General features: G+C 67.0%; 22 protein-coding genes. 13 read left to right on the plus strand and 9 right to left on the minus strand.

Annotation, left to right across the window (positions count from 1 at the left end; all coding sequences use genetic code 11):
* Nucleotides 1-96 precede the first annotated feature (96 nt).
* Together GV792_RS06815 and GV792_RS06820 are read right to left on the minus strand one after the other, a co-directional pair.
* Nucleotides 97-759 (minus strand): FMN reductase, encoded by a 663-nt coding sequence (locus tag GV792_RS06815; protein ID WP_163822865.1) that lies wholly within the window; start codon nt 757-759, stop codon nt 97-99.
* 4 nt (nt 760-763) lie between these two features.
* The gene (locus GV792_RS06820; RefSeq protein ID WP_163822867.1) at nt 764-1,903 is read right to left on the minus strand and encodes an LLM class flavin-dependent oxidoreductase; all 1,140 of its coding nucleotides are present in this window, start codon (nt 1,901-1,903) and stop codon (nt 764-766) included.
* 175 nt (nt 1,904-2,078) lie between these two features.
* Here GV792_RS06820 and GV792_RS06825 point away from each other — a divergent pair, with 175 nt between their 5' ends.
* The 4 genes from GV792_RS06825 (at nt 2,079) to GV792_RS06840 (ending at nt 7,258) form a co-directional block, all read left to right on the plus strand.
* Nucleotides 2,079-2,699 carry a TIGR03085 family metal-binding protein gene (locus GV792_RS06825; protein ID WP_163822869.1) on the plus strand — a complete coding sequence of 207 codons (621 nt, stop codon included), beginning with the start codon at nt 2,079-2,081 and terminating at the stop codon, nt 2,697-2,699.
* Nucleotides 2,700-3,234: 535 nt separating this feature from the next.
* Nucleotides 3,235-4,986, plus strand: coding sequence for an acyl-CoA dehydrogenase (locus GV792_RS06830; protein WP_163822871.1), 1,752 nt, complete (start codon nt 3,235-3,237; stop codon nt 4,984-4,986).
* Nucleotides 4,987-5,395: 409 nt separating this feature from the next.
* The gene (locus GV792_RS06835) at nt 5,396-6,520 is read left to right on the plus strand and encodes a cytochrome P450 (protein ID WP_256667936.1); all 1,125 of its coding nucleotides are present in this window, start codon (nt 5,396-5,398) and stop codon (nt 6,518-6,520) included.
* 378 nt (nt 6,521-6,898) lie between these two features.
* Nucleotides 6,899-7,258, plus strand: a complete 360-nt coding sequence (locus tag GV792_RS06840; RefSeq protein WP_163823180.1) for a DUF4254 domain-containing protein — start codon at nt 6,899-6,901, stop codon at nt 7,256-7,258.
* Between the two features lie 92 nt (nt 7,259-7,350).
* Here the strand turns inward: GV792_RS06840 and GV792_RS06845 are convergent, their stop codons facing one another.
* The 6 genes from GV792_RS06845 to GV792_RS06870 all read right to left on the minus strand — a co-directional run bounded on the left by GV792_RS06845 (nt 7,351) and on the right by GV792_RS06870 (nt 13,272).
* Entirely contained in the window at nt 7,351-8,148 is a 798-nt protein-coding gene (locus GV792_RS06845) for an ABC transporter permease (protein ID WP_163822874.1), read from the minus strand.
* A 2-nt stretch (nt 8,149-8,150) separates the two neighbouring features.
* Nucleotides 8,151-9,047, minus strand: a complete 897-nt coding sequence (locus GV792_RS06850; protein WP_163823182.1) for a 2-aminoethylphosphonate ABC transporter permease subunit — start codon at nt 9,045-9,047, stop codon at nt 8,151-8,153.
* A gap of 68 nt (nt 9,048-9,115) precedes the next feature.
* The gene (locus GV792_RS06855; protein WP_163822876.1) at nt 9,116-10,300 is read right to left on the minus strand and encodes an ABC transporter ATP-binding protein; all 1,185 of its coding nucleotides are present in this window, start codon (nt 10,298-10,300) and stop codon (nt 9,116-9,118) included.
* A 24-nt stretch (nt 10,301-10,324) separates the two neighbouring features.
* The gene (locus GV792_RS06860; protein ID WP_175583321.1) at nt 10,325-11,398 is read right to left on the minus strand and encodes a 2-aminoethylphosphonate ABC transporter substrate-binding protein; all 1,074 of its coding nucleotides are present in this window, start codon (nt 11,396-11,398) and stop codon (nt 10,325-10,327) included.
* Between the two features lie 57 nt (nt 11,399-11,455).
* The gene (locus GV792_RS06865; RefSeq protein WP_163822878.1) at nt 11,456-12,136 is read right to left on the minus strand and encodes a phosphonatase-like hydrolase; all 681 of its coding nucleotides are present in this window, start codon (nt 12,134-12,136) and stop codon (nt 11,456-11,458) included.
* A gap of 8 nt (nt 12,137-12,144) precedes the next feature.
* The gene (locus GV792_RS06870) at nt 12,145-13,272 is read right to left on the minus strand and encodes a TIGR03364 family FAD-dependent oxidoreductase (protein ID WP_163822880.1); all 1,128 of its coding nucleotides are present in this window, start codon (nt 13,270-13,272) and stop codon (nt 12,145-12,147) included.
* 156 nt (nt 13,273-13,428) lie between these two features.
* On the opposite strand from GV792_RS06870, the gene GV792_RS06875 reads away from it, so the two are divergent.
* The 8 genes from GV792_RS06875 to GV792_RS06910 all read left to right on the plus strand — a co-directional run bounded on the left by GV792_RS06875 (nt 13,429) and on the right by GV792_RS06910 (nt 20,232).
* On the plus strand, nt 13,429-14,133 hold the full coding sequence (locus GV792_RS06875) for a GntR family transcriptional regulator (RefSeq protein WP_163823186.1): 705 nt from the start codon (nt 13,429-13,431) through the stop codon (nt 14,131-14,133).
* A gap of 123 nt (nt 14,134-14,256) precedes the next feature.
* On the plus strand, nt 14,257-14,661 hold the full coding sequence (locus GV792_RS06880) for a hypothetical protein (protein WP_163822881.1): 405 nt from the start codon (nt 14,257-14,259) through the stop codon (nt 14,659-14,661).
* A gap of 247 nt (nt 14,662-14,908) precedes the next feature.
* The gene (locus tag GV792_RS06885) at nt 14,909-15,517 is read left to right on the plus strand and encodes a TetR/AcrR family transcriptional regulator (RefSeq protein ID WP_163822883.1); all 609 of its coding nucleotides are present in this window, start codon (nt 14,909-14,911) and stop codon (nt 15,515-15,517) included.
* Between the two features lie 80 nt (nt 15,518-15,597).
* Nucleotides 15,598-16,491 (plus strand): alpha/beta hydrolase, encoded by an 894-nt coding sequence (locus GV792_RS06890; protein ID WP_163822885.1) that lies wholly within the window; start codon nt 15,598-15,600, stop codon nt 16,489-16,491.
* 58 nt (nt 16,492-16,549) lie between these two features.
* Nucleotides 16,550-17,038, plus strand: coding sequence for a hypothetical protein (locus GV792_RS06895; RefSeq protein WP_163822886.1), 489 nt, complete (start codon nt 16,550-16,552; stop codon nt 17,036-17,038).
* 88 nt (nt 17,039-17,126) lie between these two features.
* Nucleotides 17,127-17,990, plus strand: coding sequence for a type I methionyl aminopeptidase (map, locus tag GV792_RS06900; RefSeq protein WP_163822888.1), 864 nt, complete (start codon nt 17,127-17,129; stop codon nt 17,988-17,990).
* Nucleotides 17,991-18,015: 25 nt separating this feature from the next.
* The gene (locus GV792_RS06905; protein WP_163822890.1) at nt 18,016-19,626 is read left to right on the plus strand and encodes a cobyric acid synthase; all 1,611 of its coding nucleotides are present in this window, start codon (nt 18,016-18,018) and stop codon (nt 19,624-19,626) included.
* A gap of 42 nt (nt 19,627-19,668) precedes the next feature.
* Entirely contained in the window at nt 19,669-20,232 is a 564-nt protein-coding gene (locus GV792_RS06910) for an alpha/beta hydrolase (RefSeq protein WP_163822892.1), read from the plus strand.
* Here the strand turns inward: GV792_RS06910 and GV792_RS06915 are convergent.
* A complete protein-coding gene (locus GV792_RS06915) occupies nt 20,212-21,282 on the minus strand; it encodes an alpha/beta hydrolase (protein WP_163822893.1) in 1,071 nt (356 codons plus the stop codon). The genes GV792_RS06910 and GV792_RS06915 overlap by 21 nt on opposite strands.
* Before the next feature lie 283 nt (nt 21,283-21,565).
* Between GV792_RS06915 and mqo the strand changes: the two genes are divergently transcribed.
* Nucleotides 21,566-23,089, plus strand: a complete 1,524-nt coding sequence (gene mqo / locus GV792_RS06920; protein ID WP_163822895.1) for a malate dehydrogenase (quinone) — start codon at nt 21,566-21,568, stop codon at nt 23,087-23,089.
* The last annotated feature ends 8 nt before the right edge of the window (nt 23,090-23,097 follow it).

Consider the following 23,097-nt stretch of genomic DNA (forward strand, 5'->3'; position numbering starts at 1 on the left):
GCAGTTCTACGAGCGTACGGGGAGATGCGGGCTCAGCCGCCGCTACGCGAAGCGTCCACCGGCGGTTCGGAACCGACGGTGGATGCCTGCGCGCAATCAGCGGGAATGGCCGTTCCCGGTGTGGCCGGCGAGTAGCTGGGCAAACGGGGTCGGTGTCGCGAGCGAATTGCCCGAGTGGCGCTGCCTGCGTGGTTCGTCCGGAACGAAACCGGCGACCGCGGTCCGCTCTGCGACGATCAACGTCGCGAACTCCGCGGCAGCGCGGCGCACCCGTTCGGCGAGCCCGGCCGATCCGAAATCCTCAGTGGCGGCGAAGATTCCGGTGGGCACGACGACGGCCCGCAGATAGGTGAACAGCGGCCGCATGGCGTGCTCGAGCACGAGCGAATGACGCGGCGTCCCCGCGGTGGCGGCGACCAGCACCGGCATCCCGTTGAGCGATTCCGGATCGAGGATGTCGATGAACATTTTGAACAGGCCGCTGTAGCTCGCGGCGAACACCGGCGTCACGGCGATCACTCCGTCGGCGGCCGACACCTTCTCCCGAACCGCGGCGACCGCCGGTGTCGGCAGTCCACCGGTGATGACGGTCGTCGCCAATTCGGTGGCCAGGTCACGAAGTTCGACCACCTCGAATTCGACGGCTTCGCCGCGGGCGGTCACCGCCGCGGACATGGCATCGGCCAGCTGATCGGCCAGCAATCTGGTCGACGACGGCTGCGACAGGCCGGCCGTCAGCACCACAACTCGACGGGTCATCGCCTCACTCCTCACTCGCTGCGGCCAGCACGCGCTCGCGGGCGGGCTCGACCAGCCGATGCGGTGCCTGCGGACCGGCCGCCACCAGGCTCGCGTGGGTGGGCGGGCCGCTGGGCACATGAGCGGGACGACGCGCCTCGAACTCCTTGCGCAGCGTCGGAACCACCTCGCGGCCCAGTATCTCGATCTGCTCCAGTACCACCTCGAGCGGAAGCCCGGCGTGGTCGAGCAGGAACAGCTGACGCTGATAGTCGCCGACATTGTCGGCGAAGCCGAGCGTCCGCTCGATCACCTGTTCCGGCGTGCCAACGGTCAAGGGGGTCAACTCGGTGAACTCCTCCATCGACGGCCCGTGCCCGTAGACGGGCGCGTTGTCGAAGTAGGGGCGGAAGAACTTCTTGGCCGCGGCCTCGGTCTCGGCCATGAACACCTGCCCGCCGAGCCCGACGATGGCCTGGTCAGCGGCGCCGTGACCGTAATGCTCGAAACGCTGCCGGTACAGCCCCACCATCTGGGCGGTGTGTTCCTTGTTCCAGAAGATGTTGTTGTGGAAGAAGCCGTCACCGTAGTAGGCGGCCTGCTCGGCGATCTCCGGCGAACGGATCGAACCGTGCCAGACGAACGGCGGCGTCTGATCCAGCGGCGCCGGCGTCGCGGTGAAGCCCTGGAGCGGCGTGCGGAACTTGCCCTGCCAATCGACCTTCGGTTCACGCCACAGCTTGCGCAACAGGTGGTAGTTCTCCACGGCCAACGGGATACCGTCGCGGATGTCCTTGCCGAACCACGGGTACACCGGGCCGGTGTTGCCGCGGCCGAGCATGAGATCGACCCGGCCGTCGGCCAGGTGCTGCAGCATCGCGAAGTCCTCGGCGATCTTGACCGGATCATTGGTGGTGATGAGGGTCGTCGCGGTCGATAACTGCAGGTTCTGCGTGCGCGCGGCGACGTAGCCGAGCATCGTCGTCGGTGACGACGGCACGAACGGCGGATTGTGATGCTCGCCGGTGGCGAAGACGTCCAGCCCGACCTCCTCGGCCCGCAGCGCGATCGCGACCATGGCCTTGATCCGCTCCGCTTCAGTCGGGGCGCGGCCGGTCGTTGGATCGACGGTGACGTCCCCGACGGTGAAGATTCCGAACTGCACGATGCCCTCCTCCTCTCGTCCACCCATATGGTGGACATGGCAACCAAAGGAACAAGGGCGTGCACCGAGCTATTCCCGCCGGGTGACGGACTCGGCCGGGTCGGGGTCGGTGCCGGGTGAGCTGGGCGGATCGGGGATCGTCAGGGTGGTTTAGCGGCGGTGTTAGGGTCGGGAGATGAGCATGGCTCGACGCGAACGGCTGGCACTGGCCGACGCGATGATCGCAGCGGGGCCCGACGCGTCGACCCTGTGTGGGGAATGGACCGTTCGAGATCTGGCCGCCCATCTGGTGGTTCGGGAGCGGCGCCCCGACGCGGCTCCCGGCATCCTGATCAAACAGTTCGCCGGGCACCTGGATCGGGTGCAAGCCGCCGCTGCGCAACGACCGTTTCCGGATCTGATCGACGAGGTGCGCAGTGGCCCGCCCTGGTGGTCGCCGCTGCGTCCGGTCGATTCCGTGGTGAATCTGTCCGAGATGTTCATCCATCACGAGGACGTGCGCCGCGCCGGCGACGAATGGGACCCCCGCGAGCTGTCCGCCGCCGATCAGGACCAGCTCTGGAAGCTGCTGACCCGCACCGCGCGCATGTCCTACCGCAACTGCCCAGTGACGGTCGTCCTCGAAGCCCTCGACGGCCGCAGGGTTACCGCGGGCGCGGGCGATGACGAAGTGGTGCTGCGCGGCGAGCCCGCGGAACTGCTCCTGCACGCCTTCGGCCGCGATCAGGTCCGCATCGAGGCCTCCGGCGAACCCATCGCCGTCGAGGTCGCGCTGACCTGTGATCGGAGTGTGTGAGCCCTCCGCGGCAGAGGGTGAGATTCGTCGAAGCCGTTGGTTTGCGGGAAATCTCGGCGCCTCCAGGGCGTACCAGATGATCCGGCTCGGCTACTGCCGAGTAGCTGAAACGAACGGCAATGGATTCGCGCAGACCGCCCGTTGTGGGGACGCGTTTGTGGCACAATACGTTTCGTGTCTCAGCCCGGCCATGGCAACTCTGCAGCACCTGCGGTGCCGCGGGTTGCCGTGATCGTTGTGGCGGTCGAGCAGAACACACAAATCACGAAGTCGGAGGTCGAGGCCGTCGAGCCGGACCCTCCGGACGGAGCGAATTCGCGCGGTGTCAGAGTCGGGGTCGGTGATGCCCGGCAGTGGTGTGGTGCAGCGGTATCCGTGCGATACCGCGCCGCGACCTCATGCGCCGATACGGCTTGGGGGTGGGTAGCGTAGCCGGCTTTCGGTGACCTCACTGAGGCTCGTGGTGCATTGATCTGTCGATGTGAACCCGCGCGATCGTTTCGCTTTCTCAATTGTGTTTCGAAAGGGATGGACAATGGCACGCACAGCGCTGGCCGAGCTTATACGGCATGGCAACCCGGAGATTCATCAGCAGTTGCAAGAGATTCTGAGCAACCCGGACTTCGCCGTCACGGAGCAGCAGAGCCAAGAGCAGCGACGTCTCAACGCGTATGACCAGCTGCGTTACCTGGTCGGCAAGCTCGGCAGCTCCAAGGCCATCGCGACCGATCTGCCCTCCCTGTTCGCGGTGTTCGACTGGTCCGCGGTGCTGGCCACCGACCTGATCCCGCTGATCTCGGGACACTACAACCTGGCCTCGGGCAGTCTGGCCACGCTGACCGATTCCGACTCGGCTGCGCCGTATTTGCAGGACCTGGACGACGCTTCCAGCGTCGGCGTCATGCTGCTCACCGAGTATGGATGCGGCTCCAATATCGGATTCATGGAGACCACCGCGACCTGGGACGGCGACGGGTTCGTGCTCAACACCCCGCACCCGCGTGCGCGAAAGTTCATGCCAAGTGTCGGGATCCCGGTATCGCGGGTCTGCGTCATCGGCGCGCGCTACATCGACGCGGCGGGCGTGGATCAGGGCGTGCACCTGTTCACCGCACGCCTGCGCGACGCCAACGGCGACCCGGCTCCCGGCGTGACGATCACCCAGCTCGACCATCAGCCGCTGGTCATCATGGACAACTCGATCATCAGCTTCGACAATCTCCGGGTCGAACGCAGCGCCTGGTTGAGCAATGACCTGGCCAGCATCGATGACAATGGTGTGCTGACCTGGCGCGACGAGAAGAGCCAGAAGCGGGCATTCCCGTCGGCGATCAGCCAGCTGACCGTCGGCCGGATGGCGCTATCGTCGTGCCTGAACGCGACAGCCCGCTCCGCGCTCTACATCGCCCTGAGCTATGCCAACAAGCGGGTCGTTCCGATGACTGCCGTCGACCGGCCCCTCATGCTCGATCTTCCGCACGTGCGCGACACCCTGCTCACCGATCTGGCGGGCACTGTCGCACGGACGGTCTTCGGCAACGAGATCAAGACCTTCCTGGCTGGCAGCGATCTCACCGATCGCGACACCGTGGTGACGGTCATGCTGGCCAAGTACTTCATCCAGCCGCACGCCTTGGCCACGGTAACGCACTCGCGGATCAAGATGGGTGCACAGGGCATGTTCAGCGCCAACCGGGTCGCGGACTACCTCGGCGTCTGCCATGCCGCCATTACCGGTGAGGGCGATTGCCACGTTCTCGGTTCCGTCGGCGGTCGGGTGCTGGCCAAGCAGCTGGCCGGGTCGCCGCCTGCCGAAGTGCGGCTGCACGATCCCGCCGACCCGCAGGACCGCGCGCGCCTGCTCAACGCTCGGACGCTGACCATCGCGCAGGAGGCCAAGCCGCGGCTGAACAACCCGGGGCTAGAGGATCGGTTGGCGGTCATTCCGGATGCGCTGAACGTTGCCGACGCCCATTGCGCCGAACAGGCCCTGCGGATGCTCGACAAGCACGCCGAACATCCAGAGATCGCCGCGGTGCGCGACGTGTTCGCCCTGCACTACCTGGACGAACACGCCGCGTGGTACCTCACCCATGGCCTGCTCGATATCGCCGGGGTCACGACCGTGCAGCAGGAGCTGGGCCAGGCGATCGACACCCTCGCTGCCAACCTGCCCGCGCTGCTGGACTCGTTCGGTTTCGACGACGAGATTCTCGGCGCACCGGTACTGGCCGATGATCTGGTCTCCGCGTGGGATACCCGCTGCGAGGAGGTCCGCCGCCACTGAGTCCGGCGGGCAACTCCGCGTCCAGCGCGCCTGCGTCGACCAGACGAGGCGCGCTGGACGCCGTTATGGCCGGCGAGTCGCCGCCTCGGCCGGGCAGCCGATGGTGGCAACACCCCGCCGTGGTGCAGACGGTCGGAGTACGGTACACAAGGCCTGGCGAGTGTGGCCGACACACGAACCTCGCTGACAGAAAACTGTTGGCGGGGAACGACTTAGCAACCTGATGGCCTTCGCTCGGTCACGCCACGAGTACTATGCTGCCCGGAATCGATGTCAAGGAGACTACGTGCATACGCAGCCCACACAGGGTGCTGGCGCCGACTCATTTTCGCCGATCGAGGGCATAGGCCCCCGAATCCCGATCTACACGGAGAAATTTGCGGCCGACCCCCATGGGGCATACCGGCAGATGCGTCGTGACTACGGGCCGCTGGTGCCGATCGAGATGTGGCCAGGAGTGCCTGCGACCCTGGTGACCAAATATCGCACCGCGGTGCGCATTCTCAACGACCCCGAGCACTTCCCGGCCGATCCGCGTGCCTGGCAGAAGACCGTACCGTCCGATATCCCGATCATGCCGATGGTCGAGTGGCGACCCAACGCGCTGCGGACCAGCGGTGCGGAGCACAGCCGCTACCGCGGGGCGATGAACGACGCTCTGTCCGGAATCGATCTGAATACACTGCGTTCCATGGTGGAGCGATCCGCCATCCCGATCACCAACACGTTCTGCGAGGACGGCTCCGCCGACGTATTGAGCCAGTACGTCCTGCCGCTGGTCTTCTCGATCCTCTGCCAGGTACTCGGGTGCCCACAGGACATCGGCGAGGAGGTCGCGGCCGCCAGCGCGGCGATGTTCGACGGTGTGGACACGGAAACGGTGAACGCGCAGATGGGCAATGCGTTGCTCGAACTCACCGCCATGAAGCGCGCCCACCCGGCCGACGATGTCACCACCAGGCTGGTACAGCATTACGCCGGACTCTCCGACGAGGAGATGGTGCATCAGCTCGTCCTGTTGTTCGCCGCCGGTGTCGAACCACCGGTGAACCTCATCGCGAACACCCTCGTGATGATGCTGACCGACCCCCGCTTCACCAGTAATGATCACAGCCTGCCCCTGTCGACCAAGTCCGCACTCGACGAGATGCTGGCGATCGACCCGCCCATGGCGAACTACTGCATCACCTATCCTCGTCAGCCCATCCTGATCGAGAAGGTGTGGTTGCCGGCAAACCAGCCGGTCATCATCAGCATGGCCGCCTGCAACAACGATCCCGACATCAACAATGGCGAATTCGCGGGTAACGGATGGAATCTGGCGTTCAGCTCGGGCCCGCACGCGTGCCCCGCGCACGCCCGGCCGTTCTCATACCTGCTCGCGCAGGACGCCATCGACCAACTCCTGGATGCCCTGCCGGAATTGACACTTGGAGTGGCCGAGCACGAGCTCATCTGGCGGCCGGGACCGTTCCACCGAGCGCTGACGGCGCTGCCGGTCGTTTTCCCACCCTCGCCGCCGCTGAGTCTCTGAACGAGTAGGTCCGTAACGGGCGGTTGATCACTGAGCCGGTCGGCTCGGCTGTGTGCCGGTGCCGGCCGGCATCCGTATGTCCGCAACATGCCTGTGCCACATCCCATCCACGTACCGCCGGTACGCATAAAGTAGTTCGCAACATTGCGTTCTGAGGTCTTGTGTTCTTGCATCCGTAAGTGCAAAATCCAGATAGCCTTGTTGTGAACAAGCGATCCGATCCGGATAACCGAACAGAGAGCCAATCATGTTGGTACAAAGTGTGATGGTGTCGGGTGAGTTCGGGGTGTGGGGATGAGCGCGCCGACAGTGGGGGTACTGCCGACCGCGCCGCAGTTGCTGTGTGCCTTCCAGGGGCGGCGTTTCCAAGACCGCGAGATGCTGCGCTCGGCGCACGCGCTGGTCGAACTGCACGAACGTCGCGCCCAATTGCGTGATACGGCGTTGGTGGCCGAAATCGATTGTCGCAGGGTAGAACTCGTCGATGACATCAACGAGTGGATCACCCAGGAGGTGCCGCAGCATCGCAACGGCGCCTCGCTGCACACCGAGAGCCTCGGCGCGGTGATCGACCGAATGGCCCGCAGCTGGGTCAACGCCAATCAGGCCATCGACATCACCGGCGCGCGCAGCGACAACACGCACAAGCACTGGTACCACTTGGCCGAACTCGTTGACGGATACACCGATTTGATCGCCGACGTGGCCGGCGGGCGGCGTCGTCTCCCAGAGCAGTAGCGCGCCTGCGCTGTCGAGCCCTCTCGACATTCGGCTTGTCGTTCGGCCGGTGCCCACCATGGATGGTGATGGGCACCGCCCGACACCATTGGTCAGCGGAGCGCGGCGCGGCCCCCGAGGCGCCCAAGCAGGACGAGCACGAGCAGGGTGACCAGGACGAGGACCGTGGTGCCCGCCGCGGCGTCGAAGACCTCGCCGCGGTCGGTGAGAGCGAAGATGCTGACGGGCAGCGTCTTCCACGTCGCCGGATAGACCATGATGGTGGCGCCGAGCTCGCCCATGGATAGTGCGATGGCCAGGCCGGCGGCGGCGCCGAGTGCGGGCAACAACAGGGGCAGTGTCACCTGGCACAGCACCCGGACCGGGCCCGCGCCCAAGGATTCGGCGGCCTGCCGGTAGGCCGGGTCGAGGCGGTCGAGAGCGGCGGACACCGTGCTGAACGCATACGCCAGCACCAGCACCGAATGCGCGACGATGACAATCCATGTGGTGCCGCCGAGCAGTAGCGGCCGTTCGTTGAACGCGATCAGCACCCCGAGGCCGATCGCCACCGAGGGCACTGCGACCGGCAGGTGGAACACCGCGTCGGTCAGCCTGCGCCACCATCGCGGCGCCTCCCGGCCCGCCAGCGCTGCCCAGGCGCCGAGCACCAGCGACACCGCACCAGCCAGTAGTGCGGTCTGCAGACTGACCGACAGACTGGCCAATTGCTCACCCGACAGCGCTCGTTCGAGATTGGCGGTCCCCAGATTCGAGGGCAACGGCCCGGTCCAGCTACCGGCCAACGCCGCGGCCACCACGGTCGCGATGGGTGCCGCGAAGACCACCAGCACCACGACCGTGAACACCGCGAGTACCACCGCGCGTCCACGTCCGGTCCACACCAGCATGGTCAACGCTCCTTCCTGGACGAGCCGGTGACCTCGGCGAAGATCAGCCGGTAGCCGAGATACAGGCTCAACGACAGTGCGACCTGGACGGTGGCGAGCACCGCGGCACCCGGCAGATCGAAGGTAACGATGCCGCGGGTGTAGATCAGCGCAGGAAGCGTGATCACCCCTTTAGCACCGGTGAACAGAACGATGCCGAATTCGTTGAGCGTCAACAGCAGAACCAGGCTGCCACCCGCGGCCAGCGCAGGCCACGCTTCCGGCAACACCACTTGACGCAATACCCGCCACGGACTTGCGCCCAGGCTCGCGGCGACGTCGAGTTGCTCGCGCGGCAGGTGGGCGAACGCGGCCAGCAACGGCCGCACCACGAACGGTGTGAAGAAGGTGATCTCGGCCAGGATGACGCCCGCCGGTGTGGTGAGGAAATCGAATGCGGGCCCGTCCCGTCCGGTGATGCGGCTGATAAGCGCGTTGACCGCGCCCGCTGTGCCATACAGGAAGGTGAAGGCGAGGGTGATCAGGAACGACGGCAAGGTCAGGATCGTATCGATGAGGCGCCCCACCACTGTTGCCCCGGGGAACGGCACGAATGCCAGCACGATCGCGAGGAAGGTGCCGAGCACCAGGCAGCCGACGGTCGAGCAGGTGGCGATCGATATCGTGCGCCACAACGCGTCCCGGAAAGCGGCCGAACCGAGGACCTGCGACCACGTTTCGGTGCCACGGCCATCGGGGGTGACCGTCGATTCGGTCAGCACTCGGATGATCGGGTACACCGCGATGACGAGCACCACCAGTACTGGCGGCAGACCGCACAGGATCGGTCGCCAGTTGCGTTGTGGGGCGAGCAGGGGAGACTCGACGGCGAGACGGCGGTCGACCAGCGGTGTGCTCATCGGCGTCGCCCTCGGCACTCGGACCGGCAGCGCGGGCCCGGCCTGCTCCGGATCCGCGGGTTCCTCGCTCACGATCGGGCCCCACTCTCGTCGTGGAGGGAGGGCGGGATGAGGACACCTGCGGGGTCCGGCAGGTGCACCCCGACGGCCACGCCGGCCGCTGTCTCCGTGTGCCCCGCGACGTCGGCGGTGAGCTCGTCGGGTAGCCCGTCGACGGCCAACCGCATCCGGGTGGAGGCGCCCCGCCAGGCGGTGCTCAGCACCGTTGCAGGCAGAGCGCCTCGTTCGCTGGTCGCGCCGACGCGCACGGTATGCGGCCGGATGCACAGCAGCGCATCGGAATCCGGTGCCCATGCCGGGCGGCCAACGCCGGGCTCCGGTGCGTGTGCACGCAGTGTCCTGGTGCCGACGGTGACCAGCGCACTGTCGCCGGACACCCGGTTGACGGTGCAGGGCAGCAGATTCGCACCACCGAGGAAAGCCGCCGTGAAATCGGACGGCGGGCGCTGCCAGAGGTTGGGCGCGGTGTCGATATCGACCAGGCGCGCATCACGCATCACCGCGATACGATCGGCCAGCGCGAGCGCTTCGGTCTGATCGTGGGTGACATACACCATTGCCGTGTCCGGCAGAGCCTGGCGAAGTTGTTGCAGCTCACCGAGCATGGATTGGCGCAGCTGCGCATCGAGCGCGGCGAGTGGCTCGTCCAGTAGCAGCACCGGCGGCCGAATGGCCAGCGCGCGGGCGATGGCCACCCGCTGCTGCTGGCCGCCGGACAGCTCACGCGGCAGCCGCTGGGCGAAGTCACCCATGCCGACCATCCGCAGCGCTTCGCCGACCCGGGCGTCGATCTCGCGACGGGGCACCCGATGTGCTTTCAGGCCGAAAGCGACATTGCCGCGCACGGTCATATGCGGGAACAGCGCGTAGGACTGCACGACGACGCCGATGCCCCGTCTAGCCGGCGAGAGCCCGGTGACGTCGCGCCCGGCCAGCCGCACCGTGCCCGAGGTGGGCCGGACGAAACCGGCAAGGGCCTTCAGCGCGGTGGACTTGCCGGAGCCGCTCGGCCCGAGCAGCGCGACGGTCTCGCCCGCCGCCACCCGTAGCGAGAAGTCGGCCAGGGCGACGGTCGCGGTGCGGCCGCGGCCGTAACTGACCCCTACCCGGTCGAACACGATCGCGGGTTCGGTCGCGGCAGGTCGCGTGGTTGCGACGGCGGTCGTGGTGGTTGGTGCGTCACCGGCGGACATATCGGCTCCTGTTGTCGGGGCGGGTCAGCTGCCGGTGGCCTGCTGGTAGGCGGCGATATCGCCATCCAATTCGGTCAGCACCGTGTGCCAATCGACCGGCAGCACCTCGACGCCGGACAGCAGGGTGCTCGGTGACGGCTCGGTACCCGTTGGTACCTCACGTAATTCGGTGCGCGCGGGTACCGCGAATGCCTCCGGTGCGAGGGTCCGCTGGGCCGGTGTCGAGAGCAGGAACTCCATCAGCTGCTTGGCTTCGGCCTGATGCGGGGCAGTCTTGCTCAGGCCCATGACGTACGGAACCGCGACGGTGGAGCGCTTACCGTCGGCCGATGCCGGGAAGAAGATGGAGAACTTCGAACCCTTTTCCGCGATGGTCGCCAGGTTCATCTGGATATCGCCATTGGCGATGAGCAACTCGGCCTTGTCGACCTTGGCCTGCAGCTTTCCGGTCGACGAGGACGGCCCCACGTTGTTGGCCTGCAGCTCCGCCAGATAGTCGAGTGCGCCCTGCTTACCGAGCAACTGCTGCAGCAGGATCAGTACCGCGGTACCGTCACCGGCCTGGCCGGGTGTCGAATACTGCAGCTTGCCCGTGAATTCGGGCATCAGCAGGTCATCCCAGGTCAGGCCCGCGGTATCCACCGAGGGGTTGGCGATGAAGCACAGGTAGTTCTCGGCGAGGGTGACGTACTGGCCGTCGGGGTCCTGATCGCCCGCGGGCACCGCGCTGGTGTCGATGCCGCTGTCGGCGAGCAAGCCCGCGCTCTTCGCCTTCTGGATGAACGGCGGCAGGGTGACCAGCACGTCGGCTTGCGGGTTGTTCTGTTCCATATCGACGCGATTGACCACCTCGCCGGAGCCGGCCTCGACCAGGTTCACCGCGATACCGGTCTGCTCGGTGAACTCGGCGAAACGCTTGTCGTACCAACCGGCCATACCGTCGGCGGAGTAGACGGTGACCGATCGTCCGCCGGTGGCGTCGGCGCCGGTGCCACCACAGGCCGCGGTGAACGCCACGGCGGTGGTGGTGGCGACCAACAGCGCGGTCCAGGACAGGGTGCGTGCCAGGCGGCGGCCCGGTGTCTTCGAAGTACGCACAGTGACGGCAACTTTCGTTCTGGGAGCGAGTGAGGAGTCGAAGGGACAGGGAGAGAATCAGTTCAGGACGAGGTCGGCGAACTCACTTACCGACGGCACGACGTGCGTCGCACCCGCGGCGCGCAGTGCGTCCGCGTCATGGGCGCCGGTCAGGGTGCCTGCGACGATCCGGGCGCCCGCGGCGAGGCCGGTGGCGATATCGCTGGTGGTGTCGCCGAGCACCGCGACCCGGTCGACGGCGTCGGCGCCGAGGCGTAGCAGCGCGGTGAGCACCAGGTCGGGGTAGGGGCGGCCGCGACCGGCGTCCGCTGGTGCCAGGGTCAGGTCGGCGATCTCGGTCCAGCCAAGCGCTTGGAGCAGCCGGTCCTGGGTGCCGCGGCTGAACCCGGTGGTGAGCGCGACCTTTACCCCGGCCGAGCGCAGCGACCGAATGGCCTCGGCGGCGCCGGGAACGGGCGCGATATCGGAGTCGTTGATCAGGGCGTCGTAGGTGGATTCGAAGGCGCGGTTGGCCAGCTGTGCCTTGTCCTCGTCTCCGAGCAGGGCGCGGAAGACGGTGATTTTCGACTGACCCATCGTGTCGAGAACGTAGGCGCGCGCATGGTCACGCTCGGGACCGTCGCCGGGTATGCCCGCGGCGGTCGCGGCCTCCTCGAAGGCGCGCAGGACCAGTCCGCCGTCGGCGACAGTGGTGCCGGCCATATCGAGGACGGTGAGCTGAATGACGGTGTCGGGCATGGTTGTCCTCACAGGTTCAGCAGGTCGGCGGTTTCTTCGCCGAGCGCGGGTCCGAGGGTCATGCCGCGCCCACCCGGGCCGGTCACCACCCAGATGTTGTCGTCGGCGCGGGCACGGGTGACCAGCGTGTCCGGGTCGAGGCTCTGGCTGTACACCCCGGCCCAGCGGCGCACGATCGGCGGTAGCTTGCGACCGAGTAGTTCCTCGGTGACGGTGGTGAGGTGCTCATAGGGTGCCTCGTCCACGTCGAACGGGAACGGTTCGGAGTACTCGTGGGTGTCGCCGATGGTGAGGCCACCGTGCAGGCGTTGCACACACAGCAGCTGCATCTTGTGTTCGGCCGCCGTTGCGGTCTGGGACTGTTCCCGTCCGAGCGCCTCGACCTGCGGGCCCGCGAAACCGGGGTAGTAACGGAAGCTGTCGCCGTCGGCGATGGCCGTGGTGAGCGGCTCGCCCAGCGGGGCGGTCTGCATCATCTGCAGACGCACTCGGCGCACCGGTAGTTCGCCGACGAGGTCGCGGGTGAGGCCGGAGTGCGCGGTGCCCGCGCACACCAGCACCAGGTCGGCCTCGAACCGCCGGCCGTGGTCGTCGCGCACAACCGCACCGGTGCCGGTGTTCTCGACTGCCCTGGCCTCGGTGGCGGCGTGGAAGGTGTAGCGGCCCGAGCCCGTCAGGTAGGCGCGCAGTGCGGGCATCGCCTGACGGGATTCCACCGCGGCGTCGGTCGAACAATGCAGTCCCGCAAGGAACTTGCCGCGCAGGGCGGGCTCGAGGAGACGCACCTGCTCTGGCTCGAGCAGTTCGAAACCGCGCTGTTCGGCGGTCGGCCCGGCGGCCGCGGCTTCCGCAACGGCGAGCTCGGCGGACGTGCGGGCCAGCGTCAGCGAACCGGAAGGGCGGAACCCGACACCGGGGACCCGTCCGCCGATCTCCTCCCACAGCTGCCGCGACCGCAGCGTCAGCTCCAGCTCCGGCGCCGAGCGCCCGGATACCCAGACCAGGCCGAAGTTGCGTACCGTGGCGCCGCGGGCTTCGGGCTCACGCTCCAGCTGCACGACCTCGTGACCGCGTCCGATCGCGGCCAGGGCGTGCGCGGTGCCGAGGATGCCGCCGCCGATGATGACCAATCGCATGAACCTATGGTGCACATTGGTCTAGACCGATGAGTGTGGACCGGGCGAACGCTGGGTTAACAATTGGTATAGACCAATTGCGGGTACGCTGGGGGAATGGACACGACGGATGCGGTGGGGGCGGATACCCGGTGGCCCAAGGCTTTTCCGGAGACGATGCCCAGAGTCGCCGGCAAGGCGTATCAGGTGCGCACCGAGATCGAGCAGATCCTCGACGACCTCGGCGAGGGTGATCCGGTCCCGTCCGAACGCGAACTCGCGACGCGATTCGAGGTCGCCCGCGAGACGGTGCGGCAGGCTTTGCGTGACCTACTGGTGGAGGGGCGAATTCGCAGGCAGGGCCGCGGGACTGTGGTGTCACGGCCGAAGATGGTGCAGCCGCTGGCCTTGCAGTCCTACACCGAGGCCGCGCTGAGCCTCGGTCGGGTGCCCGGTCGGCTGGTGGTCGGCTGGAGCGACATACCCGCCGACGCCGACACCGCGCGGGATCTCGGCATCGATCTCGGCACCGAGGTCATGCATCTGGAAAGAGTGCTGCTGGCCGACGGCGAACGCATCGGCCTGGAGAGCACTTTCCTCCCACTGGACCGCTTCGCCGGACTACGCGGCAGCTATGACCCCACCACCTCGCTGTACGCGGCCATCCGCGCCACCGGAGTGGAATTCGCCGCAGCCACCGAGCGCATAGAAACCGTCCTGGCCTCCCCTCGCGAGGCGGCGCTGCTCGAATGCAGCACCGCGCTGCCGTTGATCCGGCTCAACCGGCGCAGCACCGACGACGCGGGCGCACCGATCGAACGGGTGCGATCGCTGTATCGCGGTGACCGGATCGCGTTCGAGGCCGTGCTGGGCCGGGAGTGACGCTCCAGCCGCTGGTCGGCGGGTCCGGGCGGGTCGGCTGAGTCGGGCGTCTAGGCATATGGACTCGGCGAGCCCATGAGCACACACTGGATCAGTACCCGTCCGACCAGAAAGGGGACAGTCATGCTGGGTGACAAGATCGGCGAGTTCAACGGACAGACCATCGGCACCCGGGTGCTCGAGGACATCGGAACCGGACCACGGACCGAAGTGACCGACCGCTCCAGCGGCACGGCCTACGGCGTGCGCGCCGACTCGACCGTGACCTACGTCGGTACCCTTCGCCCCAATGGCACCATCGCAGGCTCCGGAACAGGGTTCGTGGTCACCGAGAGCGGTGAGACCGCGACCTTCCGTGGAGTGGGGGTAGGGCACTTCGGCCCGGACGGCTCCACTGTATGGCGTGGTTCGCTGTTCTATGAGACCGAATCGGAGGCGTTGAGTCGCCTCAACGGCATCGCGGCGCTGTTCGAATACCAGATCGATGCCAGCGGAAAGTCCAGCGGTCAGTTCTACGAATGGAAGTAAGCAACAGATAACGCGACGGATCTGCCGATCCTGGCGGCGTCGCTTCGCGGTTGTCCGATCACACCCTCACGACTATCGGTCCGGTATCGCTGTGCCGGGTACGGCCGCGCGAGCTGCTCGCGTTCGGGGCGCGGTTGACGATGTGATCCGAGGGTTGGGGGCTCGCGCCGGGCCTGGGGCCCGGGCTCGGCGTGCCGACCCGCGCGAGGTTGTTCGCTCGGCGAAACACGCTCGGTACGGTGAGCACATGCCCGGAACGACCTCGCCCCGAGTGGGGCGCCCACGTGATCGCGAGTTGGATTCGGCGTTGCTCGAGGCCACAGCACGCATCGTCGTCGAGCGTGGATACGGTGCGCTCACGCTGCAAGCGGTTGCCGAAGAGGCGGAAACGAGCAGGCCTGCGCTCTATCGACGGTATGCCGACCGTGCCGAGTTGATGGTGGCTGTGCTGATCGACCGATTCGGATTGCAGCCGGGTGGGCAGGATCTGGGCGGGCTGGAAGCCGAGATGCTGGCGATTCAGCAACACCAGCGGGACCTGTTCAACGAGCCCGTGCTGAGCAAGGCGCTGCCGGGTTTGCTCGCCGACCTGGTCGGCAATCCGGAAGTAGCCCGCCGGTTTCAGGATCAGTTCCTGACGCCGCGACGGGTTTCCACCGCGTCGATCCTGGATCGTGCGGTCGCTCGCGGGGAGATCGCGCCTGGCACGGATTCGGAGTGGATCTGCGATCTGATCACCGGACCGATGTTGATGCGCGCGCTGGTGCCATCGCTCGGCCCGATCGATGACGAACTGGTGCGGCTCACTGTCCGATCCGCGCTGGACGCGCTCGGGTACCGGGGTGAGCACTCCTGATCGACCAATGTGGTTGACGCCACATTTCCGAGTCTCTATTCTCAATTACGTTACGTATCGTAATTGAATTGGAGGCTGGTATGCGGGTCGATACGTCATTCCTCAGCGACGGCGTGACCTTACGCGGCTGGCTGTACCGGCCAGAGGTCACTCCGCCGACCGGTGCGCCGCTGGTCGTCATGACGCACGGGTTCGCAGGGGTCAAGGAATGGGTGGCACCCTTCGCCGAGGTGCTCAGCGCCGCGGGGCTGGCCTGCCTGGTCTATGACCATCCCGGTTTCGGGACCTCCGACGGCGCGCCTCGGTACGAGGTGGATCCGCAGGCCCAGATCGCGGGGTACCGCGATGCCATCACCTTCGCCCAGACCCTGGAAGGCATCGATCCGGATCGGATCGGGATCTGGGGCACCAGCTACGCCGGCGCCCACGTGCTGGTCGTCGCCGCGACCGACAGGCGGGTGCGCGCCGTCGTTTCCCAGGTCCCGCTGACCAACGGCTGGGCCACCTTCAGCCGCCTCGTGCCGCCGACGATGATGTCTGCGATGCATGAGGCTATTGCCGCCGATCGGCTCGCCGTCGCCGCGGGCAAACCGCATCAGACGATCAAAGCGGCCTCCGACGACCCCACCGATATGGTCGCCATGCCAGGCATCGAGGTCTACCAGTGGCTGATGGAAAACGGGCCACAGGTCGCCACCTGGCGCAACGAGGTCACCCTGTCCAGCGTCGACAAGTTCCAGTCCTACGCTCCGGAAGCATTCGTGCGACGGGTATCGCCGACACCGCTGCTGATGGTCGTCGCCGATCACGACACCCTCACCCCCACCGATATCGCCTTGGCCACCTATCACGAGGCACTGGAGCCCAAACAGCTGGAATTGATTCCCGGCGGTCATTTCTCGGTATACGGCGAGCAGTTCGACCGGGCGGCACGTGCAGCGCGTGCCTTCCTGAGTGCTCACCTGATCGGATGACCGCGGTGCCCACCCGCCGCTGTGGCTCGGCGGCCGAGCCTGTACTGGAGGTCGGTCCATGACGGTGCTGGCGTTGGCGATCGGTGCGAAGGTTCTCGCGGCGGGCCGGGTGCGCTCCAGCGGCACCCATGCGATCCGGTACAAACCCTTGCCGGCGGCCGAGGCGTGGTGGTCGTGCCGCGATCTATTGCTCGATGTCGCCGGTGACGACGAGATCACCGCGGTCGGTATCGCCTGCGCCGGGCGGCTCGGTGGGCCCGCGGGCACGGCCGCGTGGGCGGGAATCCCCGGACGTTGCGGTGGATTCGGGATGGTCGCTGCGGTGCGGAAGATGTTTCCCGCCGCCGTGGTACGGATGGGCACAGAAGGGCTGTGTGCCGCGCTGGCTGCGCGGCAGCCGGGCACCGGCGGAGACGTGGAGCCGGTGCTGGCCGGTGCCGAGGTGCTCGCCATTATCGCTGAGGAACGCTCGATCCTCAGCTGGCCGCCCGAGCAGGACGACGGCCGCCGCGCGCTGCCTCGCGGGCTCTGCGACCGGCACCGGTAGCGACGCGGGACAGACCGTGCGGGTGACGACGAGCGCGACGGCCGGTGGTGACGGCCCGCCACAGGCACGGGCCGCTAGGGTGGACCCCATGTCCGTCCGCACCCGTCAGCCGCTTGTTCCCGGTACGCAATCGCCGATCCGGGAGGTTCCGCGCGCCATCGAGCGCCCGGAATACGCCTGGAAGAAGACCGTGAACGAAGGGCATGAGCCCTGGGTTCAGACGCCGGAGACGATCGAGAAGATGCGCGTCGCCGGCCGGATCGCGGCGCAGGCGCTCGAGGAGGCGGGCAAGGCGGTCGCGCCCGGCGTGACCACCGATGAACTGGACCGGATCGCCCACGAATACCTGTGCGATCACGGCGCCTACCCGTCGACACTCGGCTACAAGGGTTTCCCGAAGTCGTGCTGCACCTCGCTGAACGAGGTCATCTGCCACGGCATCCCGGATTCGACCGTCATCGAAGACGGTGACATTGTCAATATTGATGTCACCGCCTACATCGACGGTGTGCACGGCGATACCAACAAGACCTACCTCGCCGGTGATGTCGACGACGAGGTGCGGCTACTGGTCGAGCGCACCGAAGAGGCCACCATGCGCGCCATCAAGGCGGTGCGGCCAGGGCGCGCGCTCAATGTCATCGGGCGCGTTATCGAGTCCTATGCCAACCGTTTCGGTTACGGCGTGGTGCGTGATTTCACCGGTCACGGTGTCGGCCCGACCTTCCACAGCGGCCTGGTGATCCTGCACTATGACCAGCCCGCGGTGGATTCGGTGATCGAGCCGGGCATGACCTTCACCATCGAGCCGATGATCAACCTCGGCGGTATCGACTACGACATCTGGGACGACGGCTGGACCGTGGTGACCAAGGACCACAAGTGGACGGCCCAGTTCGAGCACACCCTGGTCGTCACCGAGACCGGCGCGGAAATCCTGACGCTGCCGTGAACGTGACGCCGGGCGTGGGGGTCCGGTGAACGGCGCGCTGCTGATCGCGGGCACCACCTCCGACGCGGGCAAAAGCGTGCTGGTGGCCGGGATCTGCCGGATGCTGGCACGGCGCGGGGTGCGGGTGGCGCCGTTCAAGGCGCAGAACATGTCGAACAACTCGGTCGTCACCCTCGACGGCGGGGAGATCGGCCGCGCCCAGGCCCTGCAGGCGCGCGCATGCGGGCTCGAGCCCAGCGTGCGGTTCAATCCGGTGCTGCTCAAGCCGGGGAGCGATCGACGGTCGCAGCTGGTGGTGCGTGGACGAGCCGTCGACACCGTCGGGGCGCGTGACTACTTCCGGCATCGGCAGTGGCTGCGCGGGGTCGTCGCGGACGAACTGGCTGCGCTGCGCGCGGATTTCGATGTGGTGATCTGCGAGGGTGCCGGCTCGCCCGCTGAAATCAATCTGCGTGCCACCGATCTGGCGAATATGGGGCTCGCCCGCGCGGCCGGGTTACCCGTGCTCGTCGTCGGCGATATCGATCGGGGCGGTGTGCTGGCGCATCTGTTCGGCACGCTGGCGATCCTGGAACCGGAAGACCAGCAACTGATCTCCGGGTTCGTGATCAACAAATTCCGGGGCGATGTCGAGCTGCTGCGCCCCGGCCTCGACCAGCTCACCGCGCTCACCGGACGCCCGACACTCGGCGTCCTCCCGTTCAGCGACGAGCTGTGGATCGATGCCGAGGATTCACTCGGCACCATCGCCGATGCGCCCGTCGGACGGCCACGCCCGCCCCTTGGCAGCGACTGGCTGAACGTCGCCGCGATCCGGCTGCCCCGCATCTCCAACTCCACCGATGTGGAGGCGCTGGCATGCGAACCCGGCGTCTCGGTGCGCTGGGTGAACGAGCCGTCGCGGTTGGCCGGCGCTGATCTGGTGGTACTGCCCGGCAGCAAAGCCACGGTGGACGATCTGCGCTGGTTGCGGCGGACCGGGCTGGCGGACGCGCTGCTGGCGCGCGCTGCGGTGGGCGGGCCGATCCTCGGGATCTGCGGGGGCTATCAGATGCTCGGGGCACGCATCGTCGACCAGGTGGAATCGGCGGCGGGTCCGATCGATGGTCTTGGCCTGCTCGATCTGGAGATCGAATTCGCCGATCCCAAACTGTTGCGACGTGTCATCGGCGTCGGCGGGGCAGGGATGGCGTTGCACGGGTATGAGATCCACCATGGGCGGGTCCATCGCACAGGGGACCCGCACTGGTTGCACATTGGCCCCGAGGTCACCGCCGATCCCGCAACCGATGTGCTGGCAGGGGCTGTGGTGGCGGCAGGCGGGGGTGCGCCGGAGGGCAGCGTGCGCGGCGCGATCTGGGGCACCCATGTGCACGGGCTGATGGAGTCCGACGAGTTCCGTCGGGCCTGGCTCACCGAGGTTGCCGACCATGCCGGACGCACAGGATTTCGCGTCTCGCCCGACACCTCGGTCGCGGCCGTGCGCACCGCACAACTCGATCTGCTCGCGGATCTGGTCGAGCAACACTTCGATCTGAACGCACTCGAGCAGTTGATCGCCGCCGGGGCACCTTCCGGTTTGCCGACAGTCACGACGACCAGCCCGATTTCTTCGCCGACCAGCGGTTTCGGCTGACAACTCCCTATGTTTCGCGGGTCCGGTGTAGCGTCCTTCGGCATGAAGTCTCGGCGGATTGCGGTCGGCGACCGGGAATGGACGGTGCGGGTCGACGGCCCGGAAACTCAGCACAGCGTCTTGCTGCTACCCGACGCGGGGGACCCGCCCGACGTCTTCGATCGGGTGTGCGCGCGGCTGCACAATTCCGATCTTCGGACCATTGCGGTGGAGACGATCGATCGACTCGATACCACCGGCGTCTACGCCATCCTTGACGAGCTCGGCGTGCCGTGGGTGAACGTGGCGGGCCGCGGTGCCGGGGCCAGCGTCGCCTGGCAGGTGTGCGCCACCGGGTTCGGGCGCTTCATCAGCTTGGTCGTCGCCGACCGCGGCCATCCCGCCGTGCCGGATGCCGAGGGTGCGGTGCTCGACCCGGACTGCCGTGCGGTGGAGCTGCCCACCACGGTGCTGGTGACCAAGACGCTGCCGCGCTCGGTGGCCGACACCTCCGGCCGCTATGTCTACGGCGAGTTCCGGGTGGTCGGCGTCGACGTCGACAATGTCGCGCTCGAGGCCGACCACGAGCTGGCCACCGAGATCGTGCTACGCACCAGCCTCTGGTGAGCGGGCCTGGCTGCGGCGATAGTTCACCAGCCAATCCAGCCAGGTATCGAGTTCCTCGAATGCCTTGGCCAATGGCTGCGCCGAGGACAGGAACACGTCATGGCGTGCGCCGTCGATCGGCACGATCGAGGTGCGATCACCCAGGCAGCCCGCCCAGCGCTGGATCTGCCTGACATCGAGCACCGCGTCCGCCACGTCGACGGCTGGGCCGTACTTGCGGGCGAACTTGGTCAACCGCGACCGCAGCAGCAGCGACGGCACCCCGATATCGAGACCGGCATGCAGTTGCGCGTGCCCGCGCCGGATCGCGCGCAGCCAGCCGAAGCGCACCGGGAAACCGTGCAGCGGCTTCCAGTCGAGGTTGTAATTCCACTCTCCGGACGCGGTGTGATGCAGGCTCGCGCCATAGGCGTCTGTCTTGGCCAGCGGCAGCTCATCCCTTGACCGGAACCGGCCGAGCGCGTGGATGAGCGGGGTACCGACGGTGCGGTAGTAGGACGGGCCCTGCAGGTCGAACCAGGGGCTGTTGAGCACCAGCCCGGTGATGCCCGCGGCGGCGGTGCCACCCGCCCGGTTCAACCGGTCGAGCCACAGCGGCAGCACCAGACCGCCGGTGGAATGCGCGACCAGCAGCACCTTATTGCCGGTTTCGGCGCGGACGATGCGCAGCGCCTCGTTCAGTTCCTCGTCGTAGAGCGCCAGATCGCTGACATAGTGCGGCGTCTGCCCCTCACGCAGGGAGCGACCGCATTTGCGCAGGTCGAGTGCGTAGAAGCGGTGGCCGCGGGCGGCGAAATGCTCGGCCAGATGCTCCTGGAAGAAGTAGTCGGTGAAACCGTGCACGTAGAGCACTGCACTCGCGGTGGTCGAGGTGTCGTCACCGCCGGTGGCGGCGTGGCGCACCAGGGTGGCCACCGCCTCGCCTTCACCGTCGGGATCCGGCCCGAAGTCGAGGGTGCGCTGCTCGTAGTCGGCGCCGAGGATGTCCGGCTGCCAGTCGGCGGTCCTGGTCGCGGAGGGGGAGCCGACCGAGGTCTCGTGAGTCACCATCTCAATCTAAGCGACGCCCACCCGGCAGGCGAAGCACCCGCCCATCGAGGGGGTGTAGCGACGCGCCGGGAGGAATCTTTGTCACATTCGGCAGGTTCGTTGCTGGTCTGCGTGGTGGCGAGGTGCACAATTGGCGATAGGTGAACGGCGGGTAACCTACATCCCGCCGACGCCCGTGTCGGTCACGACGCGGGATTTCGTTACAACCGCATAGTGCCCGTGCCCAGGCGGAGCCACCGCAGCCGGTGGGACCGCGCACAAGGACAAGGAAGTCGATCTACCCGTGCCGAACGCTGACCTGACTGAAAAGACCGATGTAGTACTCATCGGTGCCGGCATCATGAGCGCCACCCTGGGTGCGCTGCTTCGTCAGCTGCAGCCGGATTGGTCGATCTCGGTGTTCGAGCGTCTCGACGCCGCCGCGGCCGAGAGCAGCGACCCGTGGAACAACGCCGGCACCGGACATTCGGCGCTGTGTGAGCTCAACTACAGCCCGCAGAAGCCCGACGGCTCGGTCGACGTGAGCAAGGCCGTCGACATCAACGAGCGCTTCCAGGTCTCGCGGCAGTTCTGGGCCTACGCCGTGGAAAACGGTGTGCTCACCGATCCGTCCCGGTTCATCAACCCCATCCCGCACGTCAGCTTCACCCACGGCGCCGCCGACGTGGAGTACCTGCGCAAGCGCTACGAAGCGCTGGCGCCGCACCCGCTGTTCGCGGGTATGGAGTTCATCGACAGCCCCGACGAGTTCTCGCGCAGGCTGCCGCTGATGGCGCGTGGCCGCGACTTCTCCGACCCCGTCGCGCTGAACTGGACCGACGCGGGCACCGATATCGACTTCGGCTCGCTGACCAAGAACCTGCTCGCCTACATCGGCTCGACCGGCGCCGATATCGCCTTCGGTCATGAGGTGCGCGATCTCAGCAAGCAGTCCGACGGCACCTGGCGGGTCAAGGTGCGCAACCTGCGCACCGGCAAGTCCCGCACCGTGATCAGCAAGTTCGTCTTCGTCGGTGCCGGTGGTGGCGCGCTGCCGCTGCTGCAGAAGTCGGGCATCAAGGAGATCAAGGGCTTCGCGGGCTTCCCGGTGAGCGGCCAGTTCCTGCGTTGCACCAACCCGGATCTGATCGCCAGCCACGAGGCCAAGGTCTACGGCAAGGCCGCGGTCGGTGCCCCGCCGATGTCGGTGCCGCACTTGGATACCCGTGTCATCAACGGCAAGCCCGGCCTGTTGTTCGGCCCGTACGCGGGCTGGACCCCGATGTTCCTCAAGGACGGTAAGTACACCGACCTGTTCAAGTCGATCCGGCCGGGCAATATCGCCCCCATGCTCGGCGTCGGTGTCACCGAACTCGGCCTGGTCAAGTACCTGGTGTCCGAGCTCGCCAAGTCGCAGGCGGGCAAGGTGTTCACGATGGAGGAATTCATCCCGCGAGCCGACGGCAACGACTGGGAGATCATCACCGCTGGTCAGCGCGTGCAGATCATCCGTCGTAAGGGCATCGGTGGTGTGCTCGAGCTCGGTACCGCCGTCATCGCGGCGCAGGACGGCACCATCGCCGGTCTGCTCGGCGCCTCCCCGGGTGCGTCCACCTGTGTGACCGCCATGCTCGATGTCCTGCAGCGTTGCTTCCCGCGCGAGTACGCCGATTGGACCCCGAAGCTGAAGGAAATGGTGCCCTCGCTCGGAGTGAAGCTCTCGGAGAACCAGGCGCTGTTCCAGGAGGTCTGGGACTGGACGACGAAGGCCCTGCAGCTCGATTCCGCCGCCACGCCGAACACCGTGGGGGTCGCGCCGACGGCGTAGGTGTGATA

The sequence above is a fragment of the Nocardia cyriacigeorgica genome, assembly GCF_010868145.1.
GTDB lineage: Bacteria > Actinomycetota > Actinomycetes > Mycobacteriales > Mycobacteriaceae > Nocardia > Nocardia cyriacigeorgica_D.